This is a genomic window from Streptomyces sp. ITFR-21, assembly GCF_031844685.1.
Lineage (GTDB): Bacteria > Actinomycetota > Actinomycetes > Streptomycetales > Streptomycetaceae > Actinacidiphila.
In genome coordinates, this window is record NZ_CP134605.1 from 5,452,723 (window position 1) to 5,478,795 (window position 26,073).

The 26,073-nt window shown below is 73.3% G+C and carries 20 protein-coding genes; 16 read left to right on the forward strand and 4 right to left on the reverse strand.

Annotation, left to right across the window (positions count from 1 at the left end; all coding sequences use genetic code 11):
• Positions 1–45: 45 nt before the first annotated feature.
• Positions 46–4,689: an ATP-dependent helicase gene (locus tag RLT57_RS24440; protein ID WP_311299409.1), complete on the reverse strand. Its 4,644-nt coding sequence runs from the start codon at positions 4,687–4,689 to the stop codon at positions 46–48.
• Between the two features lie 106 nt (positions 4,690–4,795).
• Here RLT57_RS24440 and RLT57_RS24445 point away from each other — a divergent pair, with 106 nt between their 5' ends.
• The 7 genes from RLT57_RS24445 (at position 4,796) to recX (ending at position 10,275) form a co-directional block, all read left to right on the forward strand.
• Positions 4,796–5,761 carry an AraC family transcriptional regulator gene (locus tag RLT57_RS24445; protein ID WP_311299410.1) on the forward strand — a complete coding sequence of 322 codons (966 nt, stop codon included), beginning with the start codon at positions 4,796–4,798 and terminating at the stop codon, positions 5,759–5,761.
• A gap of 10 nt (positions 5,762–5,771) precedes the next feature.
• Positions 5,772–6,542, forward strand: a complete 771-nt coding sequence (locus RLT57_RS24450; RefSeq protein WP_399129307.1) for an AzlC family ABC transporter permease — start codon at positions 5,772–5,774, stop codon at positions 6,540–6,542.
• Entirely contained in the window at positions 6,539–6,865 is a 327-nt protein-coding gene (locus RLT57_RS24455) for an AzlD domain-containing protein (protein ID WP_311299411.1), read from the forward strand. Before RLT57_RS24450 ends, RLT57_RS24455 begins: the two co-directional genes overlap by 4 nt.
• A gap of 23 nt (positions 6,866–6,888) precedes the next feature.
• The gene (locus RLT57_RS24460) at positions 6,889–7,083 is read left to right on the forward strand and encodes a DUF3046 domain-containing protein (RefSeq protein ID WP_311299412.1); all 195 of its coding nucleotides are present in this window, start codon (positions 6,889–6,891) and stop codon (positions 7,081–7,083) included.
• 98 nt (positions 7,084–7,181) lie between these two features.
• Positions 7,182–8,288 (forward strand): AI-2E family transporter, encoded by a 1,107-nt coding sequence (locus RLT57_RS24465; RefSeq protein WP_311299413.1) that lies wholly within the window; start codon positions 7,182–7,184, stop codon positions 8,286–8,288.
• Positions 8,289–8,576: 288 nt separating this feature from the next.
• Entirely contained in the window at positions 8,577–9,695 is a 1,119-nt protein-coding gene (gene recA / locus RLT57_RS24470; protein WP_311299414.1) for a recombinase RecA, read from the forward strand.
• A gap of 4 nt (positions 9,696–9,699) precedes the next feature.
• Complete coding sequence (gene recX / locus RLT57_RS24475) at positions 9,700–10,275, forward strand: recombination regulator RecX (RefSeq protein WP_311299415.1); 576 nt, start codon at positions 9,700–9,702, stop codon at positions 10,273–10,275.
• Positions 10,276–10,499: 224 nt separating this feature from the next.
• On the opposite strand, the gene RLT57_RS24480 is transcribed toward recX, so the two are convergent.
• Positions 10,500–12,254, reverse strand: coding sequence for an FAD-dependent monooxygenase (locus RLT57_RS24480; protein WP_311299416.1), 1,755 nt, complete (start codon positions 12,252–12,254; stop codon positions 10,500–10,502).
• A gap of 305 nt (positions 12,255–12,559) precedes the next feature.
• Here RLT57_RS24480 and RLT57_RS24485 point away from each other — a divergent pair, with 305 nt between their 5' ends.
• Positions 12,560–13,330 carry a response regulator transcription factor gene (locus RLT57_RS24485; protein WP_311299417.1) on the forward strand — a complete coding sequence of 257 codons (771 nt, stop codon included), beginning with the start codon at positions 12,560–12,562 and terminating at the stop codon, positions 13,328–13,330.
• 26 nt (positions 13,331–13,356) lie between these two features.
• Positions 13,357–14,787 carry a sensor histidine kinase gene (locus tag RLT57_RS24490; protein ID WP_311299418.1) on the forward strand — a complete coding sequence of 477 codons (1,431 nt, stop codon included), beginning with the start codon at positions 13,357–13,359 and terminating at the stop codon, positions 14,785–14,787.
• Positions 14,788–14,856: 69 nt separating this feature from the next.
• Here RLT57_RS24490 and RLT57_RS24495 read toward each other — a convergent pair whose 3' ends face one another.
• Positions 14,857–15,903: a TAXI family TRAP transporter solute-binding subunit gene (locus RLT57_RS24495; protein ID WP_311299419.1), complete on the reverse strand. Its 1,047-nt coding sequence runs from the start codon at positions 15,901–15,903 to the stop codon at positions 14,857–14,859.
• 135 nt (positions 15,904–16,038) lie between these two features.
• On the opposite strand from RLT57_RS24495, the gene miaB reads away from it, so the two are divergent.
• Both miaB and RLT57_RS24505 read left to right on the forward strand, forming a co-directional pair.
• Positions 16,039–17,544, forward strand: a complete 1,506-nt coding sequence (gene miaB / locus RLT57_RS24500; protein WP_311299420.1) for a tRNA (N6-isopentenyl adenosine(37)-C2)-methylthiotransferase MiaB — start codon at positions 16,039–16,041, stop codon at positions 17,542–17,544.
• A 132-nt stretch (positions 17,545–17,676) separates the two neighbouring features.
• Positions 17,677–18,501 carry a class III extradiol dioxygenase subunit B-like domain-containing protein gene (locus RLT57_RS24505; protein ID WP_311299421.1) on the forward strand — a complete coding sequence of 275 codons (825 nt, stop codon included), beginning with the start codon at positions 17,677–17,679 and terminating at the stop codon, positions 18,499–18,501.
• A gap of 235 nt (positions 18,502–18,736) precedes the next feature.
• Here the strand turns inward: RLT57_RS24505 and RLT57_RS24510 are convergent, their stop codons facing one another.
• The gene (locus RLT57_RS24510; RefSeq protein ID WP_311299422.1) at positions 18,737–18,961 is read right to left on the reverse strand and encodes an antitoxin; all 225 of its coding nucleotides are present in this window, start codon (positions 18,959–18,961) and stop codon (positions 18,737–18,739) included.
• A gap of 216 nt (positions 18,962–19,177) precedes the next feature.
• On the opposite strand from RLT57_RS24510, the gene miaA reads away from it, so the two are divergent.
• The 5 genes from miaA to hflX all read left to right on the forward strand — a co-directional run bounded on the left by miaA (position 19,178) and on the right by hflX (position 25,888).
• Positions 19,178–20,092 carry a tRNA (adenosine(37)-N6)-dimethylallyltransferase MiaA gene (gene miaA / locus RLT57_RS24515; protein ID WP_311299423.1) on the forward strand — a complete coding sequence of 305 codons (915 nt, stop codon included), beginning with the start codon at positions 19,178–19,180 and terminating at the stop codon, positions 20,090–20,092.
• A gap of 166 nt (positions 20,093–20,258) precedes the next feature.
• On the forward strand, positions 20,259–20,810 hold the full coding sequence (locus RLT57_RS24520) for a hypothetical protein (protein ID WP_311299424.1): 552 nt from the start codon (positions 20,259–20,261) through the stop codon (positions 20,808–20,810).
• Positions 20,811–20,879: 69 nt separating this feature from the next.
• Positions 20,880–21,785, forward strand: a complete 906-nt coding sequence (gene dapF / locus RLT57_RS24525; protein WP_311299425.1) for a diaminopimelate epimerase — start codon at positions 20,880–20,882, stop codon at positions 21,783–21,785.
• A 223-nt stretch (positions 21,786–22,008) separates the two neighbouring features.
• A complete protein-coding gene (locus RLT57_RS24530; protein WP_311299426.1) occupies positions 22,009–24,222 on the forward strand; it encodes a RelA/SpoT family protein in 2,214 nt (737 codons plus the stop codon).
• A 169-nt stretch (positions 24,223–24,391) separates the two neighbouring features.
• A complete protein-coding gene (hflX, locus tag RLT57_RS24535; RefSeq protein WP_311299427.1) occupies positions 24,392–25,888 on the forward strand; it encodes a GTPase HflX in 1,497 nt (498 codons plus the stop codon).
• Positions 25,889–26,073 lie beyond the last annotated feature (185 nt).

Here is a 26,073-nt window from a genome sequence, read left to right on the forward strand (position 1 = left end):
CGGGGCCGTCCTCCCGGGGCCGTCCTCCTGGGGCCGGGAGGACGGTCAGCGGTCGTCGCGCAGCCGCAGGCCGCGGGGGGTGGCGTGGAAGCCCGCCGCTTCCAGCGCCCGGCCCAGCGGGGAGGTCAGCGCGGACTCCCCATTGGTCCGCTCCACGGTGAGCCGGCCCAGCGCTCCCTCGCGGACCGCCAGCGCCAGGGCGTCAGCCGCGGCCTGCACCCGTATCCCGTCCACCGGCCAGGACAGCAGCGTCTTGCCGCCCCGCTCGACGTAGAGGGCCAACTCGCCGTCGGTGAGCACGACCAAGGCGCCCGCCTTCCGCCCCGGCTTGTGGGTCACGCCCGGCGGCTGCTCGGGCCAGGGCAGCGCCGCCCCGTACGGGTTGGCCGGATCGGCGGCGGCCAGTACCACCGTCCGGGACCTGCTGTGCGGTTCCTCCTCCCGCTCCCGGGCGGTGTTCAGCGCCCGCAGCCGGTCCACGGCGCCGTCCATCGCGAACTGCGCCGCCCCCAGACCCTCCACCACATAGCCGCGCCGGGCCTGTCCGGTGTCCTCGAAGGCCGCCAGCACCCGGTAAGCCGCCGAGAAGCCGCCCGCCACCCCCTCGGCGGCCACCGCGCCACGGGTGACCACACCGTGCCGGTCCAGCAGGGTGTGGGTCAGGGCGTGCGCCCGCAGAGTCGGATCGGGCTCCAGCGCGGGCAGCAGCGACCAGCGGCCCGCAGTGGTGGGCGGCCCGCCGCGGGAGGCGGTAGCGCGCGGGACCCTGGCGGCCGGCGAGCTGTACCGGCCGCGCGGCACCGCCCTCGGCGCCCGGTGCGCGGTGGCCCCGGCGGTGCGGCCCGAGCCGAGCAGCGCCCGCAGCGGCGCCAGGGTGTCGTTGGTGAGCCGGCCCGACCAGGCCAGATCCCACACCGCGTCGGCGATCTGCGGGTCGGTCGCCTGCTGCCCCGCGGCCCGTACCAGGTCGGCGATCTGCCGGAAGAACAAGCCATAGCCGCCGTCCAGAGCGGCCAGTACCGCCTGGTGCAGCGGGCCGGGCTCCAGCGGCCGGGCGGCCGGCAGCAGCAGCGGAGCGCTGTCCGCGGGGTAGAGCGAGACCCAGCCGTCCTTGCCGGGCAGCGCCCCGGCGCCGGCCCACAGGATCTCGCCGGAGGAGGTCAGTTCGTCCAGCATCGGCGGGCTGTAACCGGTGACCCGGGACGGCAGCACCAGCCGCTCCAGGGCCGAGGCGGGCACCGCCGCGCCCTGCAGCTGCTCCACCGCCCGCGCCAGCCCGTCCATGCCGCGCAGGCTGTGCGTGCCCACGTGCTGCCACTGCGGCAGGAACACCCCGAGCGTCGCCGGCGGCACCGGCTCCAGCTCCTGCCTCAGCGCCGCCAGCGAACGCCGCCGCAACCTCCGCAGCACCCCCGTGTCGCACCACTCCTGCCCGGCCCCGCCCGGCCGGAACTCGCCCTGTGCGACCCGGCCCGATGCCGCAAGCCGGTGCAGGGTGCCGTCCGCCACCGCCGCCCCCAGCCCGAACCGCGCGGCCACCTCGCCGGTGGTGAACGGCCCGTGCGTACGGGCGTAGCGCGCCACCAGGTCGCCCAACGGGTCCTTCACCGGCTCGGTGAACGCCACCGGCACCCCGACCGGAAGCGCCGTTCCCAACGCGTCCCGGAGTCGCCCGGCGTCCTCGACGGCCGACCAGTGCGCCGCCCCGCCGATCCGCACCCGGATCGCGCGCCGCGCGGTCTCCAACTCCACCGCCCACCCGGGATCCGCGCCCCGGGCGGTCAGTTCGCCGGTGCTGAGCGGCCCCAGTATCCGCAGCAGATCCGCGACACCCTCCGCGTCCTTGATCCTGCGGTCCTCGGTGAGCCACTGCAACTCGCGGTCCAGCTCGACCAGTACGTCGGCGTCCAGCAGTTCGCGCAGCTCCGCCTGGCCCAGCAGCTCCGCCAGCAGCCGCGAGTCCAGTGACAGCGCGGCCGCCCGCCGCTCCGCGATCGGTGAGTCCCCCTCGTACAGGAACTGCGCCACATAGCCGAACAGCAGCGAACGGGCGAACGGCGACGGCTCGGACGTGGTGACCTCCACCAGCCGCACCCTGCGGGCCTCGATGTCGCCCATCAACTCCACCAGGCCCGGCACGTCGAACACATCCTGGAGGCATTCCCGCACCGCCTCCAGCACGATCGGGAAGGATCCGAACTCGGAAGCGACCTGGAGCAGTTGGGAGGCACGTTGCCGCTGCTGCCACAACGGGGTGCGCCGGCCGGGGCTGCGGCGCGGCAGCAGCAGCGCGCGGGCGGCGCACTCGCGGAACCGTGAGGCGAACAGCGCGGAGCCACCCACCTGGTCGGTGACCAGCTGCTCGATCTCGCCCTTGTCGAAGGCGACGTCCCCGGCCCCCACCGGCGACTGCTCCGGGTCGAACTCCGCGCCCCGCTGTTCCGGATCGACGTCCAGCAGGTCCAGGCCCAGCAGATCGGCGTCCGGCAGGCGCAGCACGATGCCGTCGTCGGCGTGCATCGCCTGCGCGTCCAGCCCATACCGCTCCTGGAGCCGGGCGCCCAGCGCCAGCGCCCACGGGGCGTGCACCTGGGCGCCGAACGGGGAGTGGACGACCACCCGCCAGTCGCCCAGCTCGTCACGGAACCGCTCGACCACGATCGTCCGGTCGTCCGGTACATGGCCGCACGCCTGCCGCTGCTCCGCCAGGTACGAGAGCACGTTGTCGGCCGCCCAGGTGTCCAGGCCCGCCGCCGACAGACGCGCCCTGGCGGCCTCCGGCGTCAGCGCCCCGACCTCGCGCAGCCAGGCTCCCAGCGCCCGGCCCAGCTCCAGCGGCCGGCCCAGTTGGTCGCCCTTCCAGAACGGCAGCCGCCCCGCCGCCCCCGGTGCCGGCGACACCAGCACCCGGTCGCGGGTGATGTCCTCGATGCGCCACGAGGTGGTGCCCAGGGTGAAGACGTCGCCGACCCTGGACTCGTAGACCATCTCCTCGTCCAGTTCTCCCACCCGGCCGCCGCCCTTCTTCGGGTCGGCCCCGGCGAGGAACACCCCGAACAGGCCGCGGTCCGGGATCGTGCCGCCCGAGGTGACCGCGAGCCGCTGGGCGCCGGGCCTGGCCGTCAGCGTGTTCGCCACCCGGTCCCACACCAGGCGCGGGCGCAGCTCGGCGAACGCGTCCGACGGGTAGCGGCCGGCCAGCATGTCCAGCACCGCCACGTACGCCGAGTGGGGCAGCGACGCGAAAGGCGCCGCCCGGCGCACCACCGCCAGCAGCTCGTCCACGTCCCAGCCGTCCATCGCGGTCATCGCCACGATCTGCTGCGCCAGCACGTCCAGCGGGTTCGCCGGCACCCGCAGCGACTCGATCGCGCCCTGGCGCATCCGTTCGGTCACCACCGCGGACTGCACCAGGTCCCCCCGGTACTTGGGGAAGACCACCCCGGTGGACACCGCTCCCACCTGATGCCCGGCCCGGCCGACCCGCTGGAGCCCGGAGGCGACGGAGGGCGGCGACTCCACCTGGACGACAAGATCGACCGCGCCCATGTCGATGCCCAGCTCCAGGCTCGACGTGGCGACCACAGCCGGAAGCCGTCCCGCCTTCAGGTCCTCCTCCACCAGTGCCCGCTGCTCCTTGGACACCGAACCGTGGTGGGCCCTGGCCAGCACCGGCGGCGCGCCCTTGGCTGCGCCCGACTCGGCCATGATCTGGGCGGGGGAGTGCGCTTCGGCCAGCGGCTCGCCCTCGGCCCGCTCGTAGGCGATCTCGTTCAGCCGGTTGCACAGCCGCTCGGCGAGGCGGCGGGAGTTGGCGAAGACGATGGTGGAGCGGTGCGCCTGCACCAGGTCGGCGATCCGCTCCTCCACATGCGGCCAGATCGAGGCCCGCTCGGCGGGGCCGGCGGCCGGCCCGGTGTGCTCGGCCACCGGCGAGCCGCCCAGCTCGCCCAGATCCTCCACGGGCACGACCACCGACAGGTCGAACTTCTTCCGGGAAACCGGCTGGACGATTTGCACCCGCCGCCGCGGTGAGAGATAGCGGGCGACCTCGTCCACCGGGCGGACGGTGGCGGACAGCCCGATCCGGCGGGCCGGCCGCTCCGACAGCTCGTCCAGCCGCTCCAGGGAGAGCGCCAGATGGGCGCCGCGCTTGGTGCCCGCCACCGCGTGCACCTCGTCGAGGATCACCGTCTCCACTCCGCTGAGTGCCTCCCGCGCGGCCGAGGTGAGCATCAGGAACAGCGACTCGGGCGTGGTGATCAGGATGTCCGGCGGCCGGGTGACCAGGGTGCGCCGCTCGGCGGCGGGGGTGTCCCCGGAACGGATGCCGACGCGTACCTCGGGCTCGGGCAGGCCGAGCCGCACCGACTCCTGGCGCAGGCCCGCCAGCGGGCTGCGCAGATTGCGCTCCACGTCCACCGCCAGCGCCTTCAGCGGTGAAATGTACAGCACCCGGCAGCGGCGGCGGGCCTCGGCCGGCGGTGGGACGGTGGCCAGCCGGTCCAGCGCGGCCAGGAACGCCGCCAGCGTCTTGCCGGACCCGGTCGGCGCGACGACCAGCACGTCGGAGCCCTCCGCGATGGCCGACCACGCCCCTGCCTGGGCCGCGGTCGGCTCGCGGAACGCCCCGCTGAACCACGCGCGGGTGGCGGGGGAGAACGCGTCGAGGCTTGTGTGACCGGTCATGGCATCCATCCTGCCTCGCGCCACCGACACCGCGCCGAGCACGATCCGGGGAGCTGTGGACAACTTCTGGCGTGGACACGTCGGCGCGGCTTGCCACAATGTCCGTATGACCGCCACCACCCCCCGTGAGCAGGCCCGGCACTGGGCCCACCCCGGACTGCCCGGGGTCGACCTGCTGCGGGCCCGGTACATCCACCACACCTTTCCTCGCCATGCTCATGACGGATATGTGATCGCCGCGGTCACCGGCGGTGTCGAGGGCATAACTCTGCCCGGCGGCGCGGTGCGGGCCGGGGCGGGCAGCGTCGTACTGATCAATCCCGAGTCCCCGCACTCCGCGTACGCGGGCGGCGACGACGGCTGGAGCTACCGGGTGCTCTACCCCGCGCCGGGCGTCGTCGCCTCCGTCGCCGCCGGGACCTCCGCGCTGCGCGGCACGCCCGCCTTCACCGCGACCGTGCTGGCGGACCCGGCCACCGCCGCCATGATCACGGACGTCCACCGGGCCGCGGAGAACGACAACGCGCTGGCCGCCGATACCTTCCTGCGGCTGGTCCTCGCCCGGCTGCTGACCCGGCACGGCGCCGCGACCGCCCGGCCGGGGCCCGCCCGCGACGGCGGACGCAGCGCCGCGGCCAGCGCCCGCGACCTGCTCGCGGCCAGGCTGACCGCCCCACCCAGCCTGGCCGAACTCGCCACGCGGACCGGCACCAGCCCCTTCGCCCTGCTGCGGTCCTTCAAGAACGCCTACGGACTGCCGCCGCACTCCTGGCTGACCGGCGAGCGCGTACGGGCCGCCCGCCGCCTGCTCGCCTCCGGAGCCACCCCCGCGGCCACCGCCGTCACCGTCGGCTTCACCGACCAGTCCCACCTCAACCGGCACTTCACCCGCATCGTCGGCGTCACGCCCGGCGCGTACCAGCGCGAACACCGGATCTCTCGGACGTGGACAGACGCAGGCATCCGCGGTCGTCCGGTCGCCGACCGGGCGGAACACGGGGGACCGGACGACCCGCGACCGCGCCGGCGGGCGTGCAAGAACGTACAAGACCGCCCGGCCGCGGTTCCGTAGCGTCGGCCGGGTGACCGCACCACCGATAACCAGTCAGGACACCGTCCGACGGCTGGCGCCCGCCGCCCGCGCCGCCGTCATACGGGACGCGCTCGGCGTGGGCGTCGCCGTGGGGCTCTCCGGATTCGCCTTCGGAGTGACCTCGGCGGGCGCCGGACTGTCCGTCGTCCAGACCTGCGCCCTGTCCCTCCTGGTGTTCACCGGCGCCTCCCAGTTCGCCCTGGTAGGCGCGCTCGGGGCCGGCGGCAGTCCGTTCGCCGCGGCGGCCGGGGCGTTCTTCCTCGGCACCCGCAACGCTTTCTACGGGCTGCGGCTGTCACAGCTGCTGCGGCTGCCCGCCGCGGTACGGCCGCTGGCCGCCCAGTGGGTGATCGACGAGACCTCGGCGGTGACCTTCGCCCAGCGCGGCCGGGCCGCCGCCCGGCTCGGCTTCACCGTCACCGGCGCCAGCCTCTACCTGCTGTGGAACCTCACCACCCTGGGCGGCGCCCTGGGCGCATCAGCGCTCGGCGACCCCGACGCGTGGGGGCTGGACGCCGCGGGTCCCGCGGTCTTCCTCGCCCTGCTCGCGCCCATGGTCAAGGGCCGCGCCGAACGCGCGGTGGCCGTGTTCGCCGTACTGCTCGCCCTGGGATGCCTGCCGCTGCTGCCTGCCGGCGTCCCGGTGCTGGCGGCCGCGCTGGCCGCGCCCGTCGTGACGGCCGCCGACCGGGCCAGGGGTGCGCGCGGCGTACCGGACGACCGCGGCGCGGGAGAAGAACGGGAGGAGGGGACGCGATGAGTACCTCGGCGGACACCTGGATCGCGATCGGTGTGACCGCGGCCGGCTGCTACGCGGCGAAGCTGCTGGGACTGTCCGTGCCGGCCGGACTGCTGGAGCGGCCGGTCGTCAGGCGGCTGGCCGCGCTCGTCCCGATCGCTCTGCTGGCCGCCCTGACCGCGCTGCAGACCTTCGGCACCGACGGGCCGCGGCTGACCGTCGACGCCCGGTCGGCCGGGCTGGCCGCGGCGACCGTCGCGCTGCTGCTGCGGGCCCCCTTCCTGGGGGTGGTGGGCGTGGCGGTGGTTGTCACGGCGGCGGTGAGGGCGATCTCCGGCATGTGACCGGGCGCGCGATACTGGCACCCATGCGGTTGACGGTTTTCTGGGAGCGGATGCGCGCGCATTTCGGCGACACCTACGCCGACACCTTCGCACGCGATCATGTGATGTCGGAGCTGGGCGGCCGTACGGTCGTCCAGGCGCTGGACGACGGCTGGGAGGCCAAGGACGTGTGGCGAGCGGTGTGCGCCGCCATGGAGGTCCCGGCCTCCCGGCGCTGAGAACGAGAGGGCGGCCTTCGCGACGCCGGGTCGTTCAGGTAATAGTGCAAACGGGTTGATATCAGGACTTACCGCCAGACAGGACCCAGACTTGCCCTGTGGCAGCGAGCGACGGGACCCCGGACCCGGGGGCGGGTGAGCCGGGAAGGCCGCGCGCCCGGATGCCCGGCTGGCTGCCCCGCGCCTTTCTGCTCGCGCTCGCCCTCGTCGCCTGCTTCCACTTCGCGCACTGGGTCTTCGGCCGGCTGGTCGGCCTGCTCGTCAACGTCCTGGTCTCGTTCTTCTGCGCACTGGCCATCGAACCCGCGGTGAACCGGATGGCCGGACGCGGCATGCGCCGGGGCCTGGCCACCGGGCTGGTACTGCTCGTGCTGCTGTGCGCCGCCGGTGGCTTCCTGCTGGCGCTCGGTTCCCTGCTGGCCGACCAGATCACCACCATCGGGCACAACCTGCCGCAGTACGTGGACGACGTGGTCGTCTGGGTCAACGACACCTTCCACACCCACCTCGACACCGGCAACCTCCGGGACAAGGTGCTGCACTCCGACTGGGCGCGCAACTACCTGGCCAACGGGGCCAGCAGTGTGTGGGGTCTGTCGACCACCGTCATCGGCACGCTGTTCCGGCTCTTCACCGTGCTGCTGTTCACCTTCTACCTCGCCGCCGACGGGCCCCGGCTGCGCCGCACGCTCTGCTCGATGCTGCCGCCCGACCGTCAGGCCGAGGTGCTGCGTGCGTGGGACATCGCGGTCGTCAAGACCGGCGGCTACCTCTACTCCCGCGCGCTGATGGCCCTGATCTCGGGTGTCGCCCACTACATCCTGCTCCAGGCGCTCGGTGTGCCCTACGCGCCCGCGCTCGCGGTCTGGGTGGGCCTGGTCTCGCAGTTCATCCCCACCGTCGGCACCTACCTGGCCGGCGCGCTGCCGATCCTCATCGCCTTCACCGAGAACCCGTGGGACGCTCTGTGGGTCCTGTGCTTCGTGGTGGTCTACCAGCAGTTCGAGAACTACCTGCTGCAACCGCGGATCACCGCGCGGACCGTGGACATCCACCCGGCGGTCGCCTTCGGCTCGGTCATCGCCGGAACCGCGCTGCTCGGCGCGGTCGGCGCGCTCATCGCGATCCCCGCGACCGCCACTCTCCAGGGGTTCTTCACCGCCTACGTACGGCGCTACGAGGTCGTCGAGCAGCCGGCCGAGTGAGCACCGGACACCCGAGTCCCCGTCCGGGCCGTCGAGTCGTACCGGGCCGGCGCCCGGACGTGGGAAACGCCCGCCGCGCCACTCGGCCGCCGCGGTTGCTTGACATGAAAATCGAACATCCATTCTCATGGGGAGGCCGGGCAGCCTTTCTCCCCGTCCCGGCACGGGATTTCGCCCGTGCCGGGAGAGTTGTCCACAGTTCGGGGGCGACGTCCGAGCGCGTTGTCAGTGGCAGGCGCTAGCGTCGTGGACGTGAAGCGATCGAATCAGACATCCCGGGTGGAACCCATGGCAGGAAACGACCGCGAGAAGGCGCTTGACGCCGCTCTCGCACAGATTGAACGGCAGTTCGGCAAGGGCGCCGTCATGCGTCTCGGCGACCGGCCCAACGAGCCCATCGAGGTCATCCCCACCGGGTCGACCGCTCTGGACGTGGCCCTCGGCGTCGGCGGTCTTCCGCGCGGCCGGGTCGTGGAGGTGTACGGGCCGGAGTCCTCCGGCAAGACCACCCTCACCCTGCACGCGGTCGCCAACGCGCAGAAGGCCGGCGGCACGGTGGCGTTCGTGGACGCCGAGCACGCCCTGGACCCCGACTACGCCAAGGCCCTCGGCGTCGACACGGACAACCTCATCCTGTCCCAGCCGGACACCGGTGAGCAGGCCCTGGAGATCGTGGACATGCTGGTCCGCTCCGGTGCCATCGACCTGATCGTGATCGACTCCGTGGCAGCCCTCGTGCCGCGGGCCGAGATCGAGGGCGAGATGGGTGACTCGCACGTGGGTCTGCAGGCCCGCCTGATGAGCCAGGCGCTGCGCAAGATCACCAGCGCGCTCAACCAGACCAAGACCACCGCCATCTTCATCAACCAGCTCCGCGAGAAGATCGGCGTGATGTTCGGCTCGCCGGAGACCACCACCGGCGGTCGCGCGCTGAAGTTCTACGCCTCGGTCCGGCTCGACATCCGCCGGATCGAGACGCTCAAGGACGGCACCGACGCGATCGGCAACCGCACCCGCGTCAAGGTCGTCAAGAACAAGGTCGCGCCGCCCTTCAAGCAGGCCGAGTTCGACATCCTCTACGGCCATGGCATCAGCCGCGAGGGCGGTCTGATCGACATGGGGGTCGAGCAGGGCTTCGTCCGCAAGTCCGGCGCCTGGTACACCTACGAGGGCGACCAGCTCGGCCAGGGCAAGGAGAACGTCCGCAACTTCCTCCGGGACAACCCGGACCTGGCGGACGAGATCGAGAAGCGGATCAAGGAGAAGCTGGGCGTGGGCGTGCCGAAGCCCAAGGTCGAAGCCCCGGGCGCACAGCCGGGTGCCGACGCGGCAGGCCCGGCCGAGCTTGCCAAGGCGGAAGTCCCGGCCCCCAAGAAGGTGACCAAGGCCACCGCCGTCAAGAGCTGACGTCATGGCGTTCAGCTCCCACGAACGCGGCGGCTCTTCCGAGTCGAGGGCCTCGCGAGAGCCGCCGCTTGATCCCGAGGAGCAGGCGCGGGCGTTGTGCCTGCGCCTGCTCACCGGGACTCCCCGCACCCGCCGGCAGCTCGCCGACGCCATGCGGAAGCAGGAGATCCCCGACGAGGTCGCCGAGTACGTGCTGGAGCGGTTCCAAAACGTGGGCCTCATCGACGACCAGGCGTTCGCCAACGCCTGGGTGGAGTCCCGGCACCGGGGCCGCGGACTCGCCCGCCGCGCCCTCGCCAGGGAACTCCGACATCGCGGAGTGGACGCGGAACTGGTGACCGAGGCGGTCGGGTTGCTCGACTCCGAGCAGGAGGAGCGGACCGCCCGCGAGCTGGTACGGCGCCGGCTCCCCGGCACCCGCGGCCTGGACCGCGACAAGCGCATCCGGCGGCTGGCCGGAATGCTGGCCCGCAAGGGCTACCCGGAAGGGCTGGCCGTCAAAGTGGTACGTGACGCGCTCGCCGCGGAGGGCGTCGCCGAGGAAGGGGAGGAGGAATCATGGCTGTGGGACGACGAATAGCGCGCGGCACCGGCCGGACTCCGCCCTCCGCCCGTACCGCCGCCACCCGCCGACGGCACGACCTGGCCAGAGCCGGGGCCGTTCGTCCGCGGACAGCAGGACCCGCCCCGGCGGCAGGGCCCGTCACATCGCCCGACCGCTGACACGCCCGAGCGCCGGCCGGAGCCGGACCGGGGCACCACGGGGCCCGCGCGGCCGACCTGCCGGCTCGTCGCGCCGCCGGATCACCGACCCGCCGGATCACCGACCCGCCGGCTCGCCGCGCCGCCGGTCCTGCCGCCGCCGTGGCCCTGCCCGCCGCGTTCCGGGCGGTCGGGGCGCCCCGGGGAGTCGCCGCCGGCCGGCACGTCCTCCCCGCCAGGATCCTCGTCCGACACCGGGGGGCCGCCGCGTGCCAGGTCCGCGGCGGAGTACAGCTCCGCGGGGCGGCAGCCGATCATGGCCGTCACCAGGCGCCCGTCCGGCCGGATCAGCAGAACGCTGTGCGCGGTGGCGCCCGGATAGTTCTCGGTGACGAGCAGCTCGGCGGAGGTGGGCAGCGCGGCGACCGCGGAGGCCAGTCTCGGCATCAGCCCGGCGGTCAGCCAGTGCCGGGACTCCCACACCCCGGTGCCGGGGGCTACCAGGAGCACGACCAGTCCGCGCCCGAGCCGTTCCCGGAGCCGTCCCACCGCGCCGTCCAGAGCGGTGACCTGTACATCTGCGACCACACCGCCCGGGGGCGTGGGGGACCCGGCGGTCAGCGGCGAGCCCCCGGCCCTGCCGCCACCGCCGCGCGGCGCAGGCAGGGACAGCGGCGAGCGGCTGTACACCGGGGAGGCGGCGGCGCCGCGCCCGAGGTGGCTGTCGGTCAGTAGTTCCGCCTGCTCCCGCGCCGAACCGGACAGCAGTGTGTGCCGCACGCTCTGCCAGGTACCGCTCGACCGAAGCAGCGGAAGCGCCTGGTCGGTGGCCCGCAACCGCGCGCCGACCGCGCCGCGCCGCTCCGCCTCGTAACTGTTCAGCAGGAGGCCGGAGGCCCCTTCATGCCAGGCCAGTGACAGCTTCCAGGAGAGGTTCTCCGCGTCCCGCAGCCCCTCCTCGACGCCCTGCGCCCCCAGCGCGCCCACCAGATGGGCCGCGTCCCCGGCGAGGAAGCCGCGCCCGACCCGCCACCGCCGGGCCAGCCGCTGATGCACCGGGTAGTCCGCCGAGCCGATCAGCTCGTAGGGCACCACCTGACCGCACCAGGCGGTGAGGGTGGCGCGGACCCGCTCCACCAGTGCGTCGGAGGTCAACTGCCGGCTCTGCACGGGCAGCAGCCAGTCCAGCCGCCACAGTCCGTCGGGCAGCGGCCGGGCGGTGATCTCCTGTCCGGCCGGGGCACCCGGCGGGTCGCGGTGCAGCAAGGCCACACCGGGCTCGGGAAGCTCGGTCCGCAGCACGGCCACCGCGTGCCGGTCGACCGCGGTACGGCCGGGGAAGCGCACCCCCAGCAGTTTGCGGACCGTGGACCGCGAACCGTCGCAGCCCACCAGGAAACCGCCCCGCCACCAGGTCTCGTGCGAGCCCCGGGTGTGCACGCTGATCCCTCGCGCGTCCTGCTCGACCGCGTCCACCCGGCAGCCCGCCACGATCCGTACCGATCCGCAGGTCAGCAGCGCGTCCCGCAGCCCGCGCTCCAGCCGGTGCTGGGCGACGTGGACCGGCGCGTCGGTTCCGTCCGGGGCGAAGTCGACCCGCAGCACCTCGGTACGGCGGCGCAGCGTGCGCCAAGCCGCCCAGGCGGTGGACTCCCGGCGCAGGGCCGCATAGCCGAGACGTTCGACCAGGGCGGCGGTCGCCGGGCTGAGGACAGCGGTACGCGGCCACCGCGGTCCGTGGGCGTCGCCCATCGCCTCCGCTTCGTCGAGGAGAATGACAGGGACATCGCGGCGGGCCAGCGCGAGGGCGAGAGCCAGGCCGACAGGACCCGCCCCCGCGACGATCACCGGGTCCATGGAGCAGCCCCCGGAAGAATTGCGGTCACAAAGCGTATGCAACCCACTGCGCCTGCCCACGTCAAGCGAGGGCCGCGGCTCGGCGCGGTGCGGTGTCCGCACGCCCGGCGCACTTCACGCACGGTCCGGCGCCCGCGGTGCGTACCGGCTGGGTAACGGTCCGCCGCATGAGCCGGTACCCCCTTGACGCACCCCGTCCCGATCGGCGTGGATTCGGTCGGGAGGGACGCCGCCGCAGCGGAAAACGATACCGGCCGGCGCCGACGTGGATGAGGTGGACGCCGCCGACAGCGAAGAGGTGAGGCATGCGACTGCTGCTCGTGGAAGACGACGACCGGGTCGCCGCCGCCCTCTCCGCCGTGCTCGGCAAGCACGGTTTCGAGGTCCGGCACGCCCGCAGCGGCGAGGAGGCCATCCAGGCGGTCCTGCCGGACGGCGGCCCCGGTTTCGACTGCGTCCTGCTGGATCTGGGCCTGCCCGACCAGGACGGCTTCGCGGTGTGCAGCCGGATCCGGCGCCTCACCGCGACCCCGGTGATCATGGTCACCGCGCGGGCCGACGTACGGTCCCGTATCCACGGCCTCAACCTCGGCGCCGACGACTACGTGGTGAAGCCGTACGACATCGGTGAACTGCTGGCCCGTATCCACGCCGTCAGCCGCCGCCCTCCGCTGCGCCCGCCCGCCACCGGCCGCACGGCCGACACCGACCAGCCGGCCGCCGCGCCCGCCGCGTCCGCAGGACCCGGACCGGCCGGCGGCACGGCTCAGGTCGCCGGGAAGCCCCTGCTGCTCGGCCGGGTCGCCATGGAGCCGCTCACCCGGCGGGTCACCGTCGACGGCGCCCCGGTCGCCCTCACCCGCAAGGAGTTCGACCTGCTGGCGCTGCTCGCCCAACGGCCCGGCGTGGTTTTCCGCCGTGAGCAGATCATCAGCGAGGTGTGGCGTACCGCCTGGGAGGGCACCGGCCGCACCCTGGAGGTCCATGTGGCGTCGCTGCGTGCCAAACTGGGCGCCCCGGCGATGATCGAGACGGTGCGCGGAGTCGGCTACCGGCTCGTCGTCCCGGCCGGCTGACGGCCCGGCCGGAGAGGACCGCCGTCTTGCGTTCGCGACTGCTCCCGCTGCTCATCATGCTGATGGCCGGCGTGCTGCTGGCCCTGGGTTTCCCGCTGGCCGCCAGCCAGGCCGCCGCCCAGCAGCAGCGCGTGGTGGTGGACCGGATCGACGACACCACGCGCTTCGCCGCGGTCGCCCAGTTCGTCACCGCCCAGGACGAGACCGTGCCCGACGGCGGCTCGGCCGACGGCGAGCGGCTCTACACCCTGGAGTCCGAACTCACCCGCTACCAGCAGCTCTACGGGATCAGCGCCGGCGTCTTCTACCGCGACCGCACCGCCATGGCCGCCGCCCCCGTGGGCTGGGGCGTACCGCCCGACGGCGAGCTGTTCGACTCCTACTACTCGGCGCTGCTCGGCCGCCGCGCCCACAACCCGCAGCAGGTGTGGCCCTGGCAGTCCCGTACCCTCGCGATCTCCTCACCGATCGTGCGGGACGGCGACGTGGTGGCGGTCGTGGTCACCGACTCGCCGACCGGGGCGCTGCGCTCCCGCATCCTGCACGACTGGCTGCTGCTGGCGGCGGGCGAACTGGCGGCGATGGCGATAGCGGTGCTGCTCGCGGTCCGGCTGACCGGCTGGGTGATGCTGCCGGTCGCCACCTTGGACCGGGCCACGCACGACATCGCCACCGGCCGGATGAAGTCCAGGGTCGAGCCGGCCGGCGGACCACCGGAACTGCGCCGCCTGGTCCGCTCGTTCAACGAGATGGCCGACAACGTGGAAGCGGTGCTCGACCAGCAGCGGGCGTTCGTCGCCGACGCCTCCCACCAGCTGCGCAATCCGCTGTCGGCCCTGCTGCTGCGGATCGAGCTGCTCGGTCTTGCGCTGCCCGACGGCAACACCGAGGCCGAGTCGGTGAAGGAGGAGGGACACCGGCTCGCCCAGGTGCTCGACGACCTGCTGGGACTTGCCGTCGCCGAGAGTTCCGGCACCCAGTCCGCCCCGACGGACATCACCGAACTCGCCCGCACCAGAACCGCTGCCTGGCGGGCGGTCGCCGACCAGGCGGACATAGCGGTCGAGTTCGCGGAGCCGCCGGGGAGTGCGGCGGTGACGGGCTGGGCGGACGCGGTGGCCTTGTCCAGTGCGCTGGACGCGGTGCTGGACAACGCGATCAAGTTCACGCCGGGCGGCGAGACGGTGACGGTACGGGTCGCCGCCGACGGCGCGCGCATCGCGATAACCGTCGCCGACGGCGGCCCCGGCCTCAGCGACGACGAGCTGGCCCGGATCGGGGACCGTTTCTGGCGCAGCGCCCGCCACCAGAACGTGCAGGGCTCCGGACTCGGCCTGTCCATCGCCCACGCCCTGCTCACCCAGGGCGGCGGCACGGTCGCCTACGAGCGGCGCGACCCGCACGGCCTGACGGTCACGCTGACCGTGCCGCGCACCGCCGAGGCCGAAGCGCGGTGAGCGCGCCCGCGGGCCGCACACGGGACCAGGGCTCGATCCCGTGGCCAGGTGCCCGCAGGCCGGGCGGGGCTACGGCTTGACGGACCGGTAGTAGCGGGCCGCGCCCCCGTGCAGAGGCAGCGGATCGGTGAAAACCGCCGTCCGCAGGTCCACCAGTTGCGCGGCGTGCACCCGTTTGCCGATCACGTCCCGGCTGTCGATCACCGCCCGGGTCAGCCGCTCCACCAGGCCCGTGTCGGCGCGATCGGTGGTGACCAGCAGATTCGCCACCGCGACGGTGGCCACCGCCCGGCCGTCCTGCGCCGAGGGGTAGGCGTCGGCCGGCATCACCGCCTGCCGGTAGTACTGCATCTTCCTGCCCATCGTGTGCAGCCTGGGCACCAGGTCGCCGAGCTGTACCAGCCTGATCCCCATGGTGGTGGACAGTTTCGTCACCGGCGCCGTCGGCAGCCCACCGGACCAGAAGAAGGCGTCCAGCCTGCCGCCGGCCAGCATCGCCGGAGCCTGGTCGATGCCGACCGGGAACGGGTCGATGTCCTTGTCGATGTCCAGTCCGGCCGCCATGAGCAGCCGCCGGGCGATCAGGATGACCCCGGAGCCCGCCTGGCCGACACCCACCCGCAGTCCCCGCAGATCACGGGCGGACCGTACCGGGGAGTTCTGCGGCACGACCAGTTGCACGTAGTCGTCGTAGAGCCGGGCGCAGGCCCGCAGGTCCTTCCTGCCCGGCCCCTGGTAGTCCGCCACCGCGTCCGACGCCGCGATGGTGAAGTCGGCGTCACCGGCGACCAGGCGCTTGATGTTGTCCACCGACCCCTCGGTCTGCATCAGGTTCACCCGGACTCCGGGCAGCGCGGTACGCAGGTCGTTCTTGAGCAGCACCCCGTACGTCTCGTACACGCCGTTGGCGACACCCGTGGCGAACGAGACCGGCGCCCTGGGATACGAGGGGCCGTCCGACGGCAGCAGCCACCACAGCAGCAGCGCCAGCGCGGAGGCAGCCGCGAGCACGGCCTGCAGGGCGCGCCTGCGGCGGGACGACCGGCCGCCGAACGCCGACCACAGCCGTCCGCCGAGGTGGGGGCCGAGGTGGGGGCGGAGGCGGGAGGGGTCCATGCACCGCGATCCTGCCAGCCGGGACCGGCCCGCGGAAGGCGTCACCCGCCACTGGAGACCCGCCGGCACGGGGTGCCGCGACGGGGGAGGGCGAATCCGTTCGGGGGAAGCCCGGGGAGCGCCTACCCTTGTGGCATGACGGCGCAGGACACGCTTCCCCGCAGCTACGAGATCCGTACCTACGGATGCCAGATGAACGTCCACGACTCCGAGCGGCTGTCCGGGCTGCTGGAACAGGCGGGATACGTCCGCGCACCCGACGGCTCCGACGGTGCCGACGTCGTGGTGTTCAACACCTGCGCGGTGCGGGAGAACGCCGACAACCGGCTCTACGGCAACCTCGGCCAGCTCGTGCCGAAGAAGGCCGCGCGCCCCGGGATGCAGATCGCGGTCGGCGGCTGCCTGGCGCAGAAGGACCGCGACACCATCGTCAAACGGGCGCCGTGGGTGGACGTGGTCTTCGGCACCCACAACATCGGGCAGCTGCCGGTGCTGCTGGAGCGTGCCAGGATCGCCGAAGAGGCGCAGGTCGAGATCGTCGAGTCGCTGGAGACCTTCCCCTCGACGCTCCCCTCGCGCCGGGAGTCCGCCTACGCGGCCTGGGTCGCGATCTCGGTCGGCTGCAACAACACCTGCACTTTTTGCATCGTGCCCGCCCTGCGCGGCAAGGAGAAGGACCGCAGGCCGGGCGACGTGCTCGCCGAGGTCGAGGCGCTGGTCGCCGAGGGCGTCATCGAGGTCACCCTCCTGGGCCAGAACGTCAACGCCTACGGCTCGGATATCGGCGACCGCGAGGCGTTCGGCAAGCTGCTGCGCGCCACCGGCGGCGTGGAAGGCCTGGAGCGGGTCCGCTTCACCTCGCCGCACCCGCGGGACTTCACCGACGACGTCATCGCCGCCATGGCCGAGACGCCCAACGTCATGCACCAGCTCCACATGCCGCTGCAGTCCGGCTCCGACCGGGTGCTCAAGGCCATGCGCCGTTCGTACCGGCAGGACCGCTACCTCGGCATCATCGAGAAGGTGCGCGCGGTGATGCCGGACGCCGCCATCACCACCGACATCATCGTCGGCTTCCCCGGCGAGACCGACGCGGACTTCGAGCAGACGCTGCACGTGGTGCGGCAGGCGCGCTTCACCCAGGCGTTCACCTTCCAGTACAGCAAGCGGCCCGGCACGCCCGCCGCCGAGATGGACGGGCAGATCCCCAAGGCCGTGGTGCAGGAGCGGTACGAGCGGCTGGTCGCGCTCCAGGAGGAGATCTCCTGGGCGGAGAACAAGAAGCAGGTCGGCCGCACCCTGGAGGTGCTGGTCGCCGAGGGCGAAGGGCGCAAGGACGACGCCACCCGGCGGCTTTCCGGGCGTGCCCCCGACAACCGCCTGGTGCACTTCGAGCGGCCCGCGGAAGCCGTCAGGCCCGGCGACATGGTGACGGTCGAGGTCACCTACGCCGCCCCGCACCACCTGCTCGCCGAGCGGCCGCCGCTCGCGGTGCGCCGTACCCGCGCCGGCGACGCCTGGGAGCGCCGCACCACGGCTCCCGCGCCGCAGCCGGCCGGCGTCATGCTGGGCATCCCCACCATCGGGGCACCGGCGGCTGTGCCGGGGCCCGCTGTTCCGGCGGACGGCTGCGCCTGCTGAAGGCGCCTGTCGGGCACCTCGCCGAGGCTCGCGAGCCGGTGCCCGGCGTCCTAAGGACGCGAGGTGCGCCGTCCGGCGTCCCAAGGCGCCGGGCACGAGGCGTTGTCGGAGGGCGCCGGTAAGGTTCCGATCATGCTGGTCGCCGCCGCCGTCTGCCCCTGCCCTCCGCTGCTGGTCCCCGACGTGGCCGCGGGGGCCGCCGACGAGCTGGACTCGCTGCGGGCCGCGTGCGCGGACGCGGTGGGGGTGCTCGCCGCCTCCAGGCCCGAGCGACTGGTGGTGGTCGGCCCCGCCGAGGGGCCCGCCCGGGGCGTCTTCGCCCCGGGCGCCGCGGGCTCCTTCCGCCCTTTCGGGGTGCCGTTGGACGTCACCCTGGGAGAGGCCGCCCAGCCGCCGCCCGAGGCGCTCACGCCCGCGTACCCCGCGGCTGCCGGATCCGAGCACACCAGACCGCCCGGGGGAGGGGCGAGGCCCGGGAACGCAACGCCCCCCGCGGACGTACCGCCCACTGACGACGTACGCCCTCTGCCGCCGTCCCTGGCCGTCGCGGCCTGGCTGCTGCGCGGCTGGAGCGAGGTGCCCGTGGAAGGGCTCGGGGTCGGGGAGCGACTGGAGCCGGAGCGCTGCGCGAGGACCGGGCGGGCCCTGGCCGGATCGGCCGGGCGGGTGGCGCTGCTGGTGATGGGGGACGGCAGCGCCTGCCGCACGGTCAAGGCCCCCGGCTATCTGGACGAGCGGGCGGTGCCCTTCGACGCGGTGGTGGCCGAGGCGCTCGCGGGCGCCGACACCCGGGCGCTGGCCGCTCTCGACCCGGAGCTGGCCGAGACCCTCAAGGTGGCGGGCCGCGCGCCCTGGCAGGTGCTGGCCGGCGCCGCGGAGGGGGCGGGGCTCGGCGGCGAGCTGCTGTGCGAGACGTCGCCGTACGGGGTCGGGTACTTCGTCGCGACCTGGACCTGAGATCCGGGATCCGCGCCGGGGCCCCGGATCCGGGACCGGGGATCCCGCCCTGATCCGTACCGGGGTCCGTGCCCGTGCCGGGAGGCCGAAACCTGTGCTCCGGGTCGGGCGCCGGCCCCGGAGTCGGCTGCGGACGGGCTGCGGACGTGGACGAGCCGCGGACGGTGGAAATCCGCGGCTGTCCGGTTCAGGTGCTGCGCGTGTCCCGGGGCCGCGCACCGGCGGCCTGACGCGCTCAGGTCGGGTTGTTGCCCTTGTCCCGGTCGTCGTGCAGGGTGTCCTTGGCCTTGTCCGCCCCGGAGTCGATCCGGTCGCCGTACTTCCCGCCCGTTTTCGAGTCGAGTGTCTGGCTGCCCCGGCTGGTTCCCTGCCCCGTCGTGTCCCCGTGCTCGCGCGCGAGGCCCTCGGCCTTGCCCTTCGACATACCCAGCTTGTCCTTGAGCGTGTTCATGAAGCTCATCAGGCACCTTCCCTCGAATTCCCTCGAATTCCCTCGAAGACCGCGGCCGGGGGCGGGCGGGGTGCGCCGTTGCACCCGATGGTTCGGCACGAAACCGAAATCGCCACATAACGCCCTACCTGTCCTGATTCTACCCGCGTCGCCGGGTTTTCGCCCGGTCGGCCCAGAGCGCTCATTCGATCGAGTTCGGGGCCTGATCTTTGCGAGACTGACAGTGTGAAGAACCGTGTGATCGCCGTCGTCGGACCCACCGCGGCCGGGAAGTCCGACCTGGGCGTCGCCCTCGCCCAGGCACTGGGCGGCGAGGTGATCAACGCCGATTCGATGCAGCTCTACCGGGGAATGGACATCGGCACCGCCAAGCTCACTCCCGAGGAGCGGCAGGGGGTCCCGCACCGCCTCCTGGACATCTGGCACGTCACCGAGGCGGCCAACGTCGCCGACTACCAGCGACTGGCCCGCGCCGAGATCGACCGGCTGCACGCCGTGGGCCGCGTCCCCGTCCTCGTGGGCGGGTCCGGCCTCTACGTGCGGGCCGCCATCGACGTACTGGAGTTCCCCGGCACCGACCCCGCCGTACGGGCCCGACTGGAGGCCGAGCTGGACATGCGCGGGCCCGGCGCCCTGCACGCGCGGCTGGCGGCCGTGGACCCGGAGGCGGCCCGCGCCATCCTGCCGGGCAACGGGCGGCGGATCGTGCGCGCACTCGAGGTCGTGGAGATCACCGGCCGGCCCTTCACCGCCAACCTGCCCAGCCACGAGTCCGTCTACGACACCGTGCAGATCGGCGTCGACGTCCCCCGCCCCGAACTCGACGAACGCATCACGCTGCGTGTCGACCGGATGTGGGAGGCGGGGCTGGTCGCTGAGGTCCGCGCGCTGGAGGCCGTCGGCCTGCGCGAAGGGCGTACCGCCTCCCGGGCGCTCGGCTACCAGCAGGTGCTCGCCGAGCTGGCCGGGGAGTGTACGGAGCGGGGGGCGCGCGCCGAGACGGTACGCGCCACCAAGCGCTTCGCGCGCCGCCAGGATTCGTGGTTCCGCCGCGACGACCGGGTGCACTGGCTGTCCGCGCGGGGCGCGGAACTCACGGATCAGGCGCTGACGTTGCTCGAAGAAGCGGTCACAGCCTGATCACGTGATGGCATCGGGACGCTCCGGTGTCCAGGACGGGCCGCCCATGCGTGCCATTATCGAGCTTCAGGAAGGCTACGGTGTCGGAGACGGTGGAGGGCGCGTGGCGATGGCAGTCGGCCCACGCGACACCCCACCGGGGCGCGACGGAACGGCGAATTCGGGCATGTCCCAGACGGCGCGGGGGAATCACGCGGTTCCCGAGTCCCGTGCGCACCACGAATCGTTCAACTCCCTTGAGGCCGAAGAGTCCCTCGACCGGGTCGGGCCCTTGGAAGCGGGGGATCCCCTGGGCCCGGTCGAACCCCTGCATCCTCTTGAAGCACTCGACCCGCTGGACCCCCTGGAGTCCGCCGGGCTGCTCCCGCCCATCGAGGAAAGCCAGTCCTTCGGTGAACTGCGGCCCCAGCGACGACTGCGGATCTGGCAGCTCGCCCCGATCATCGCGCTGGCCGTCGGCGGCTCGCTGATGTTCGCCTTCCCGCTCGCTTTCGAGTCCGGCGACGCCGGGCCGGTGGTGGCCATGCTGGGTCTGCTGCTGTGCTGCTGCGCCGCCGGCTGGGGACTGACCGCCGCCCGGCGGATCGGCCAGACCTGGCCGGGGCTGCCCGTCCGCGGCTCCGGCGCCCGCCCCGACTGGCGGTACGTCGCCGGATACGCCGCCGCCATCGTGCTGCTCGCGGTGCTCGCCGTCTGGCGGGTGGCCCGGCTGCGCTGAGCGGGGGTTCTCCACAGGGCACTCCTGCGAGCCCGCGACCCCCGGCGCGGTCCGCGTACGATCGGATACGTGACCGACGACCGCTCCGCCGCCGCACCGCTCGCCGCCGTCGCGTTCCTCAAGGGACACGGCACGGAGAACGACTTCGTGATCGTTCCCGACCCGGACGGGCTGCTCGACCTGTCCCCGTCGGACGTGGCCCGGCTCTGCGACCGCCGGGCCGGCATCGGCGGCGACGGCCTGCTGCGGGTCGTCCGCTCGGCCGTCCACCCGGAGGCGGTCGCGCTCGCCGCCGAAGCCGAATGGTTCATGGACTACCGAAACAAGGACGGCAGCACCGCCGAGATGTGCGGGAACGGCGTCCGGGTCTTCGCCCGGTACCTCCAGCGTGTCGGCCTGGCCGGCCCCGGCGACCTGGCCGTCGCCACCAGGGCCGGGGTGCGCCGGGTGCACATCGCCAAGGACGCCGAGGACGGCGCCCCGGGCGACATCACGGTGCGGATGGGCCGCGCCGTCCTCCCCGGCGGCGAGGTCACGGTCGGCGTGGACGGGCGCAGCCGGCCCGCCCTGCACGTCAGCATGGGCAACCCGCACGCGGTCGTCTTCGTCGGCGGTCTGGACGAGGCCGGGGACCTGCTGCGGGCACCCGTCGTCGCCCCCGCCGAGGCGTACCCGGCGGGCACCAACGTCGAGTTCGTGGTGGACCGCGGCCCCCGCCACGTGGCGCTGCGGGTGCACGAGCGCGGCGCGGGCGAGACCCGCTCCTGCGGTACGGGTGCCTGCGCGGCGATGGTCGCCGCCGTCCGCCGCGACGGCCTGGACCCGGCGGTGACCGGCCGGCCCGTCACGTACACCGTGGACGTGCCCGGCGGCCGGCTGGTGATCAGTGAGGGCACCGACGGCGAGATCGAGATGACCGGGCCCGCGATGATCGTCGCCGAGGGCCTCATAGACGCCGCCGGGCTCGCCGGGTGAGCCGCCCGGACGGTCGGACGGCGGGGCACCCCATATCCCATGCCGAGGGCGTAACGGGACGTATGCGGTCGAGCACCCCGTACACCTTCGCTCGAACGGGTGACGGGGATCACTCTCGGCGAGAGGGTGACTGCCGCACGTGGTGGGCTCGATAGCATCAATCACCGGCGCGGCCCCGGGTCGTGGAGGGCTCCCGCAGCCGGTTCACGCTGCCGGAGGGCCGATGAGCGCAGACAACGCGGTGAACGCGGGACGGCCCGCGCTCGACGCGGGACGGACCGTGGCGGACCGCAGGCGCGGTCTGCGCCGTATCGACCTGCGGCTTCTGGGCCGGGCGGCACTGCTGGGCGGCCTCGGCGGTCGGGAACGGCTGCCCGGCGCCATCGAGCATCTGATCAAGGTCCACCGCACCCGCCACCCCGCGGCCGGCCCCGAGGCCATCGAACGGCTGCGGCGCGCCTACGTCCTGGCCGAGTCGTCGCATCGCGGCCAGATGCGCAAGAGCGGTGAGCCGTACATCACCCACCCCCTCGCGGTCACCATGATCCTCGCCGAACTCGGCGCCGAGACCACCACCCTGACGGCCTCGCTGCTGCACGACACGGTCGAGGACACCGAAGTGACGCTCGATCAGGTGGAGCGGGAGTTCGGCAAGGCGGTCGCCTACCTGGTGGACGGCGTGACTAAGCTGGAGAAGGTCGACTACGGTGCCGCCGCCGAGCCCGAGACCTTCCGCAAGATGCTCGTCGCGACCGGCAGCGACGTCCGGGTGATGTCCATCAAGCTGGCCGACCGGCTGCACAACATGCGCACCCTCGGCGTCATGCGGCCCGACAAGCAGGCCCGGATCGCCAAGGTCACCCGCGACGTACTGATCCCGCTGGCCGAGCGGCTCGGCGTCCAGGCGCTCAAGTCCGAACTGGAGGACCTGGTCTTCGCGATCCTCCACCCCGAGGAGCACGCCAGGACCCGGGCCATGATCGAAGCCCACGCGGCCGACCCCGACCCGCTTGCGGCGGTCGCCGACGACGTGCGCGCGGTGCTGCGCGATGCCGGTATCGCGGCCGACGTCGACATCCGCCCCCGACACGCCGTCTCCGTCCACCGGCTGCTGCTCAAACGCGGCGGCGCCCGGCTCGGCGGCTGCGACTTCGGCCGACTGCTGGTCCGGGTCGCCGAGGACGCCGACTGCTACGCGGTCCTCGGCGAGCTGCACACCTGCTTCACGCCGGTGATCGCGGAGTTCAAGGACTTCATCGCGGCCCCGAAGTTCAACCTGTACCAGTCGCTGCACACCGCGGTCGCCGACGACCAGGGCCGGATCGCCGAGGTGCTGGTGCGCACCCACCGGATGCACCGGGTCGCCGAGGCGGGGGTGATCGCCCTCGGCGACCCGCACGCCGGGGCGGGGGCCGGGACCGAGGCCGCCGCGCCCGCCGACAGGGAGAGCGGCCCGACCGCCGGAGACGGGGGCGTGCGGGTCGACCCCACACAGCCCGGCTGGCTCGCCCGGCTGCTGGAGTGGCAGCGCGCCGCCCCCGACGCCGACACCTTCTGGACCGCGTTGCGCGACGACCTCGCCCAGGACCGCGAGATCACCGTCTTCACCAGCCAGGACGGCGGCGCCTCCGGCACCGTCCGGCTGCCCGCCGGAGCCAGCTGCGTGGACGCCGCCTACGCGGTGCACAGCGGCTTCGGGCACGCCTGCGTGGGCGCCAGGGTCAACGGCCGGCTCGCTCCGCTGGGCACCCGGCTGCGCGACGGCGACACCCTTCAGCTGCTGATGGACGAATCCGCCACCTCCGGGCCCGACCGGGGCTGGCTGGAGCACGCCATCACCCCTGCGGCCCGGATCGCGATCTCCCGCTGGCTCGCCCAGTACCCCGCGCCGCCCGGCGAGGCCCAGGCGAGGCGGGGTCCCGCACTGCGCCCGGTGGCCGCGCCCGACACCTCGCCCGCCGCCGAACCGGTGGCCGTCACCGACCTGCCGGAGGCGGCCGTACGGCTGGCCCGCTGTTGTACGCCGGTGCCGCCGGACCTGGTGACGGGATTCGTCATCCGCGGCGGCACCGTCGCCGTACACCGCGCCGAATGCCCCACCACCACCCGGATGACCGCCGCCGGGCGCACCCCCGTGCCCGTCCGCTGGCGCGACGGCAGCCCGGCCGGGGGATACCGGGTCACCCTGCTCGCCGAGGCGCTCAGCCGGCCGCGGCTGCTCGCCGACCTCACCGAGGCCATCGCCGCCCAGGGCATCGGCATCGTCTCCGCGGCGGTGGACCCCCCGCAGGAGCACCGGGTGCGCCACTCCTACACCGTGGAAATGCCCGATCCGCTGACGCTGGGCGCCCTGATGCGGGCGATGCGGTCGGTGCCGGGTGTCTACGACGTGTACCGGGCCCGGCCGGCCGTGGCCTGGGCCGACCGGGGCGAATGAGGGAATTCCACCGGCCCCGTATTTGTTGCAGCGTCGGTGGTGCCCGCCCGGTGTGCCGGAGGGTTCGGCGGGGAAAACTCCCGTGACCTATGCCGTTGCGCGTGGGAGCATCGATCAAAACGGCGCGCCACAGGCCGCCGGACCGTTGACCGTACGACCAAAGGATCCAATGACCTCCACCTTCTCTTCCTCTTCGGACGACCGCCAGCGCCTTCCCGAGAGCCTTCGGGCCGACGCCCTGATGGAAGAGGACGTGGCCTGGAGCCATGAGATCGACGGTGAGCGCGACGGTGAGCAGCTGGACCGCTACGACCGCGCCTCTCTGCGCCGGGTCGCGGGCCTGTCCACCGAACTCGAGGACATCACCGAGGTCGAGTACCGGCAGCTCCGGCTGGAGCGCGTGGTGCTCGTCGGTGTCTGGACCAGCGGCACGGTGGACGACGCCGAGAACTCGCTGGCCGAGCTGGCGGCCCTCGCCGAGACCGCCGGCGCGCTCGTCCTGGACGGCGTGATCCAGCGTCGCGACAAGCCGGACCCGGCCACGTACATCGGCTCGGGCAAGGCCCGGGAGCTGCGCGACATCGTGATGGAGACCGGCGCCGACACGGTGGTCTGCGACGGTGAGCTGAGCCCCGGCCAGCTGATCCACCTGGAAGACGTCGTCAAGGTCAAGGTGGTCGACCGGACCGCCCTGATCCTCGACATCTTCGCCCAGCACGCCAAGTCCCGCGAGGGCAAGGCGCAGGTGTCACTGGCCCAGATGCAGTACATGCTGCCGCGACTGCGCGGCTGGGGCCAGTCGCTGTCCCGGCAGATGGGCGGCGGCGGCGCCGGCTCCTCAGGGGGCGGCATGGCGACCCGTGGCCCCGGTGAGACCAAGATCGAGACCGACCGGCGGCGGATCCGCGAGAAGATGGCGAAGATGCGCCGGGAGATCGCGGAGATGAAGACCAGCCGCGACCTCAAGCGCCAGGAGCGCAAGCGCCACAAGGTGCCGTCGGTGGCCATCGCCGGCTACACCAACGCGGGCAAGTCCTCGCTGCTCAACCGGCTCACCGGCGCCGGCGTCCTGGTGGAGAACGCGCTGTTCGCCACCCTGGACCCGACCGTGCGCAGGGCGGAGACGCCGGGCGGGCGGCTGTACACGCTGACCGACACCGTCGGGTTCGTCCGGCATCTGCCGCACCACCTGGTGGAGGCGTTCCGCTCCACCATGGAGGAGGTCGGCGACGCCGACCTGATCCTGCACGTGGTGGACGGCTCCCACCCGGTGCCGGAGGAGCAGCTGGCCGCCGTCCGCGAGGTGTTCCGCGACGTCGGCGCGCTGAACGTGCCGGAGATCGTGGTGGTCAACAAGGCGGACGCCGCCGACCCGCTGGTCCTGCAGCGCCTGCTGCACAACGAGAAGCACGCCATCGTGGTCTCCGCGCGCACCGGCACGGGCATCGACGAGCTGCTCGAACTCATCGACCGGGAACTGCCGCGGCCGGACGTGGAGGTGGAGGCCCTGGTGCCGTACACCCACGGTGGCCTGGTCTCCCGTGTGCACGGTGGCGGCGAGGTCCTCTCCGAGGAGCACACCGGCGACGGCACTTTGCTCAAGGTGCGGGTGCACGAGGAACTGGCCGCGGAGCTGGCGCCGTTCACGCTGGTCACGCGGCACTGAGCGGGTATCGCGCGTCCTGGGACGACGAGTAGGGGCCGGCCTCCTGAGGAGGCCGGCCCCTACTGCCTCAGGCGGTCGGCCCTACCGCGTGAGTGCGCGTCCCGTGCCCGGCGTCCCTTTGCGCCGACTCGGCGGTCAAACCGGCCGCGCTCAAACCGGCCGCGAAAACCCGGCACTCGCCCCGG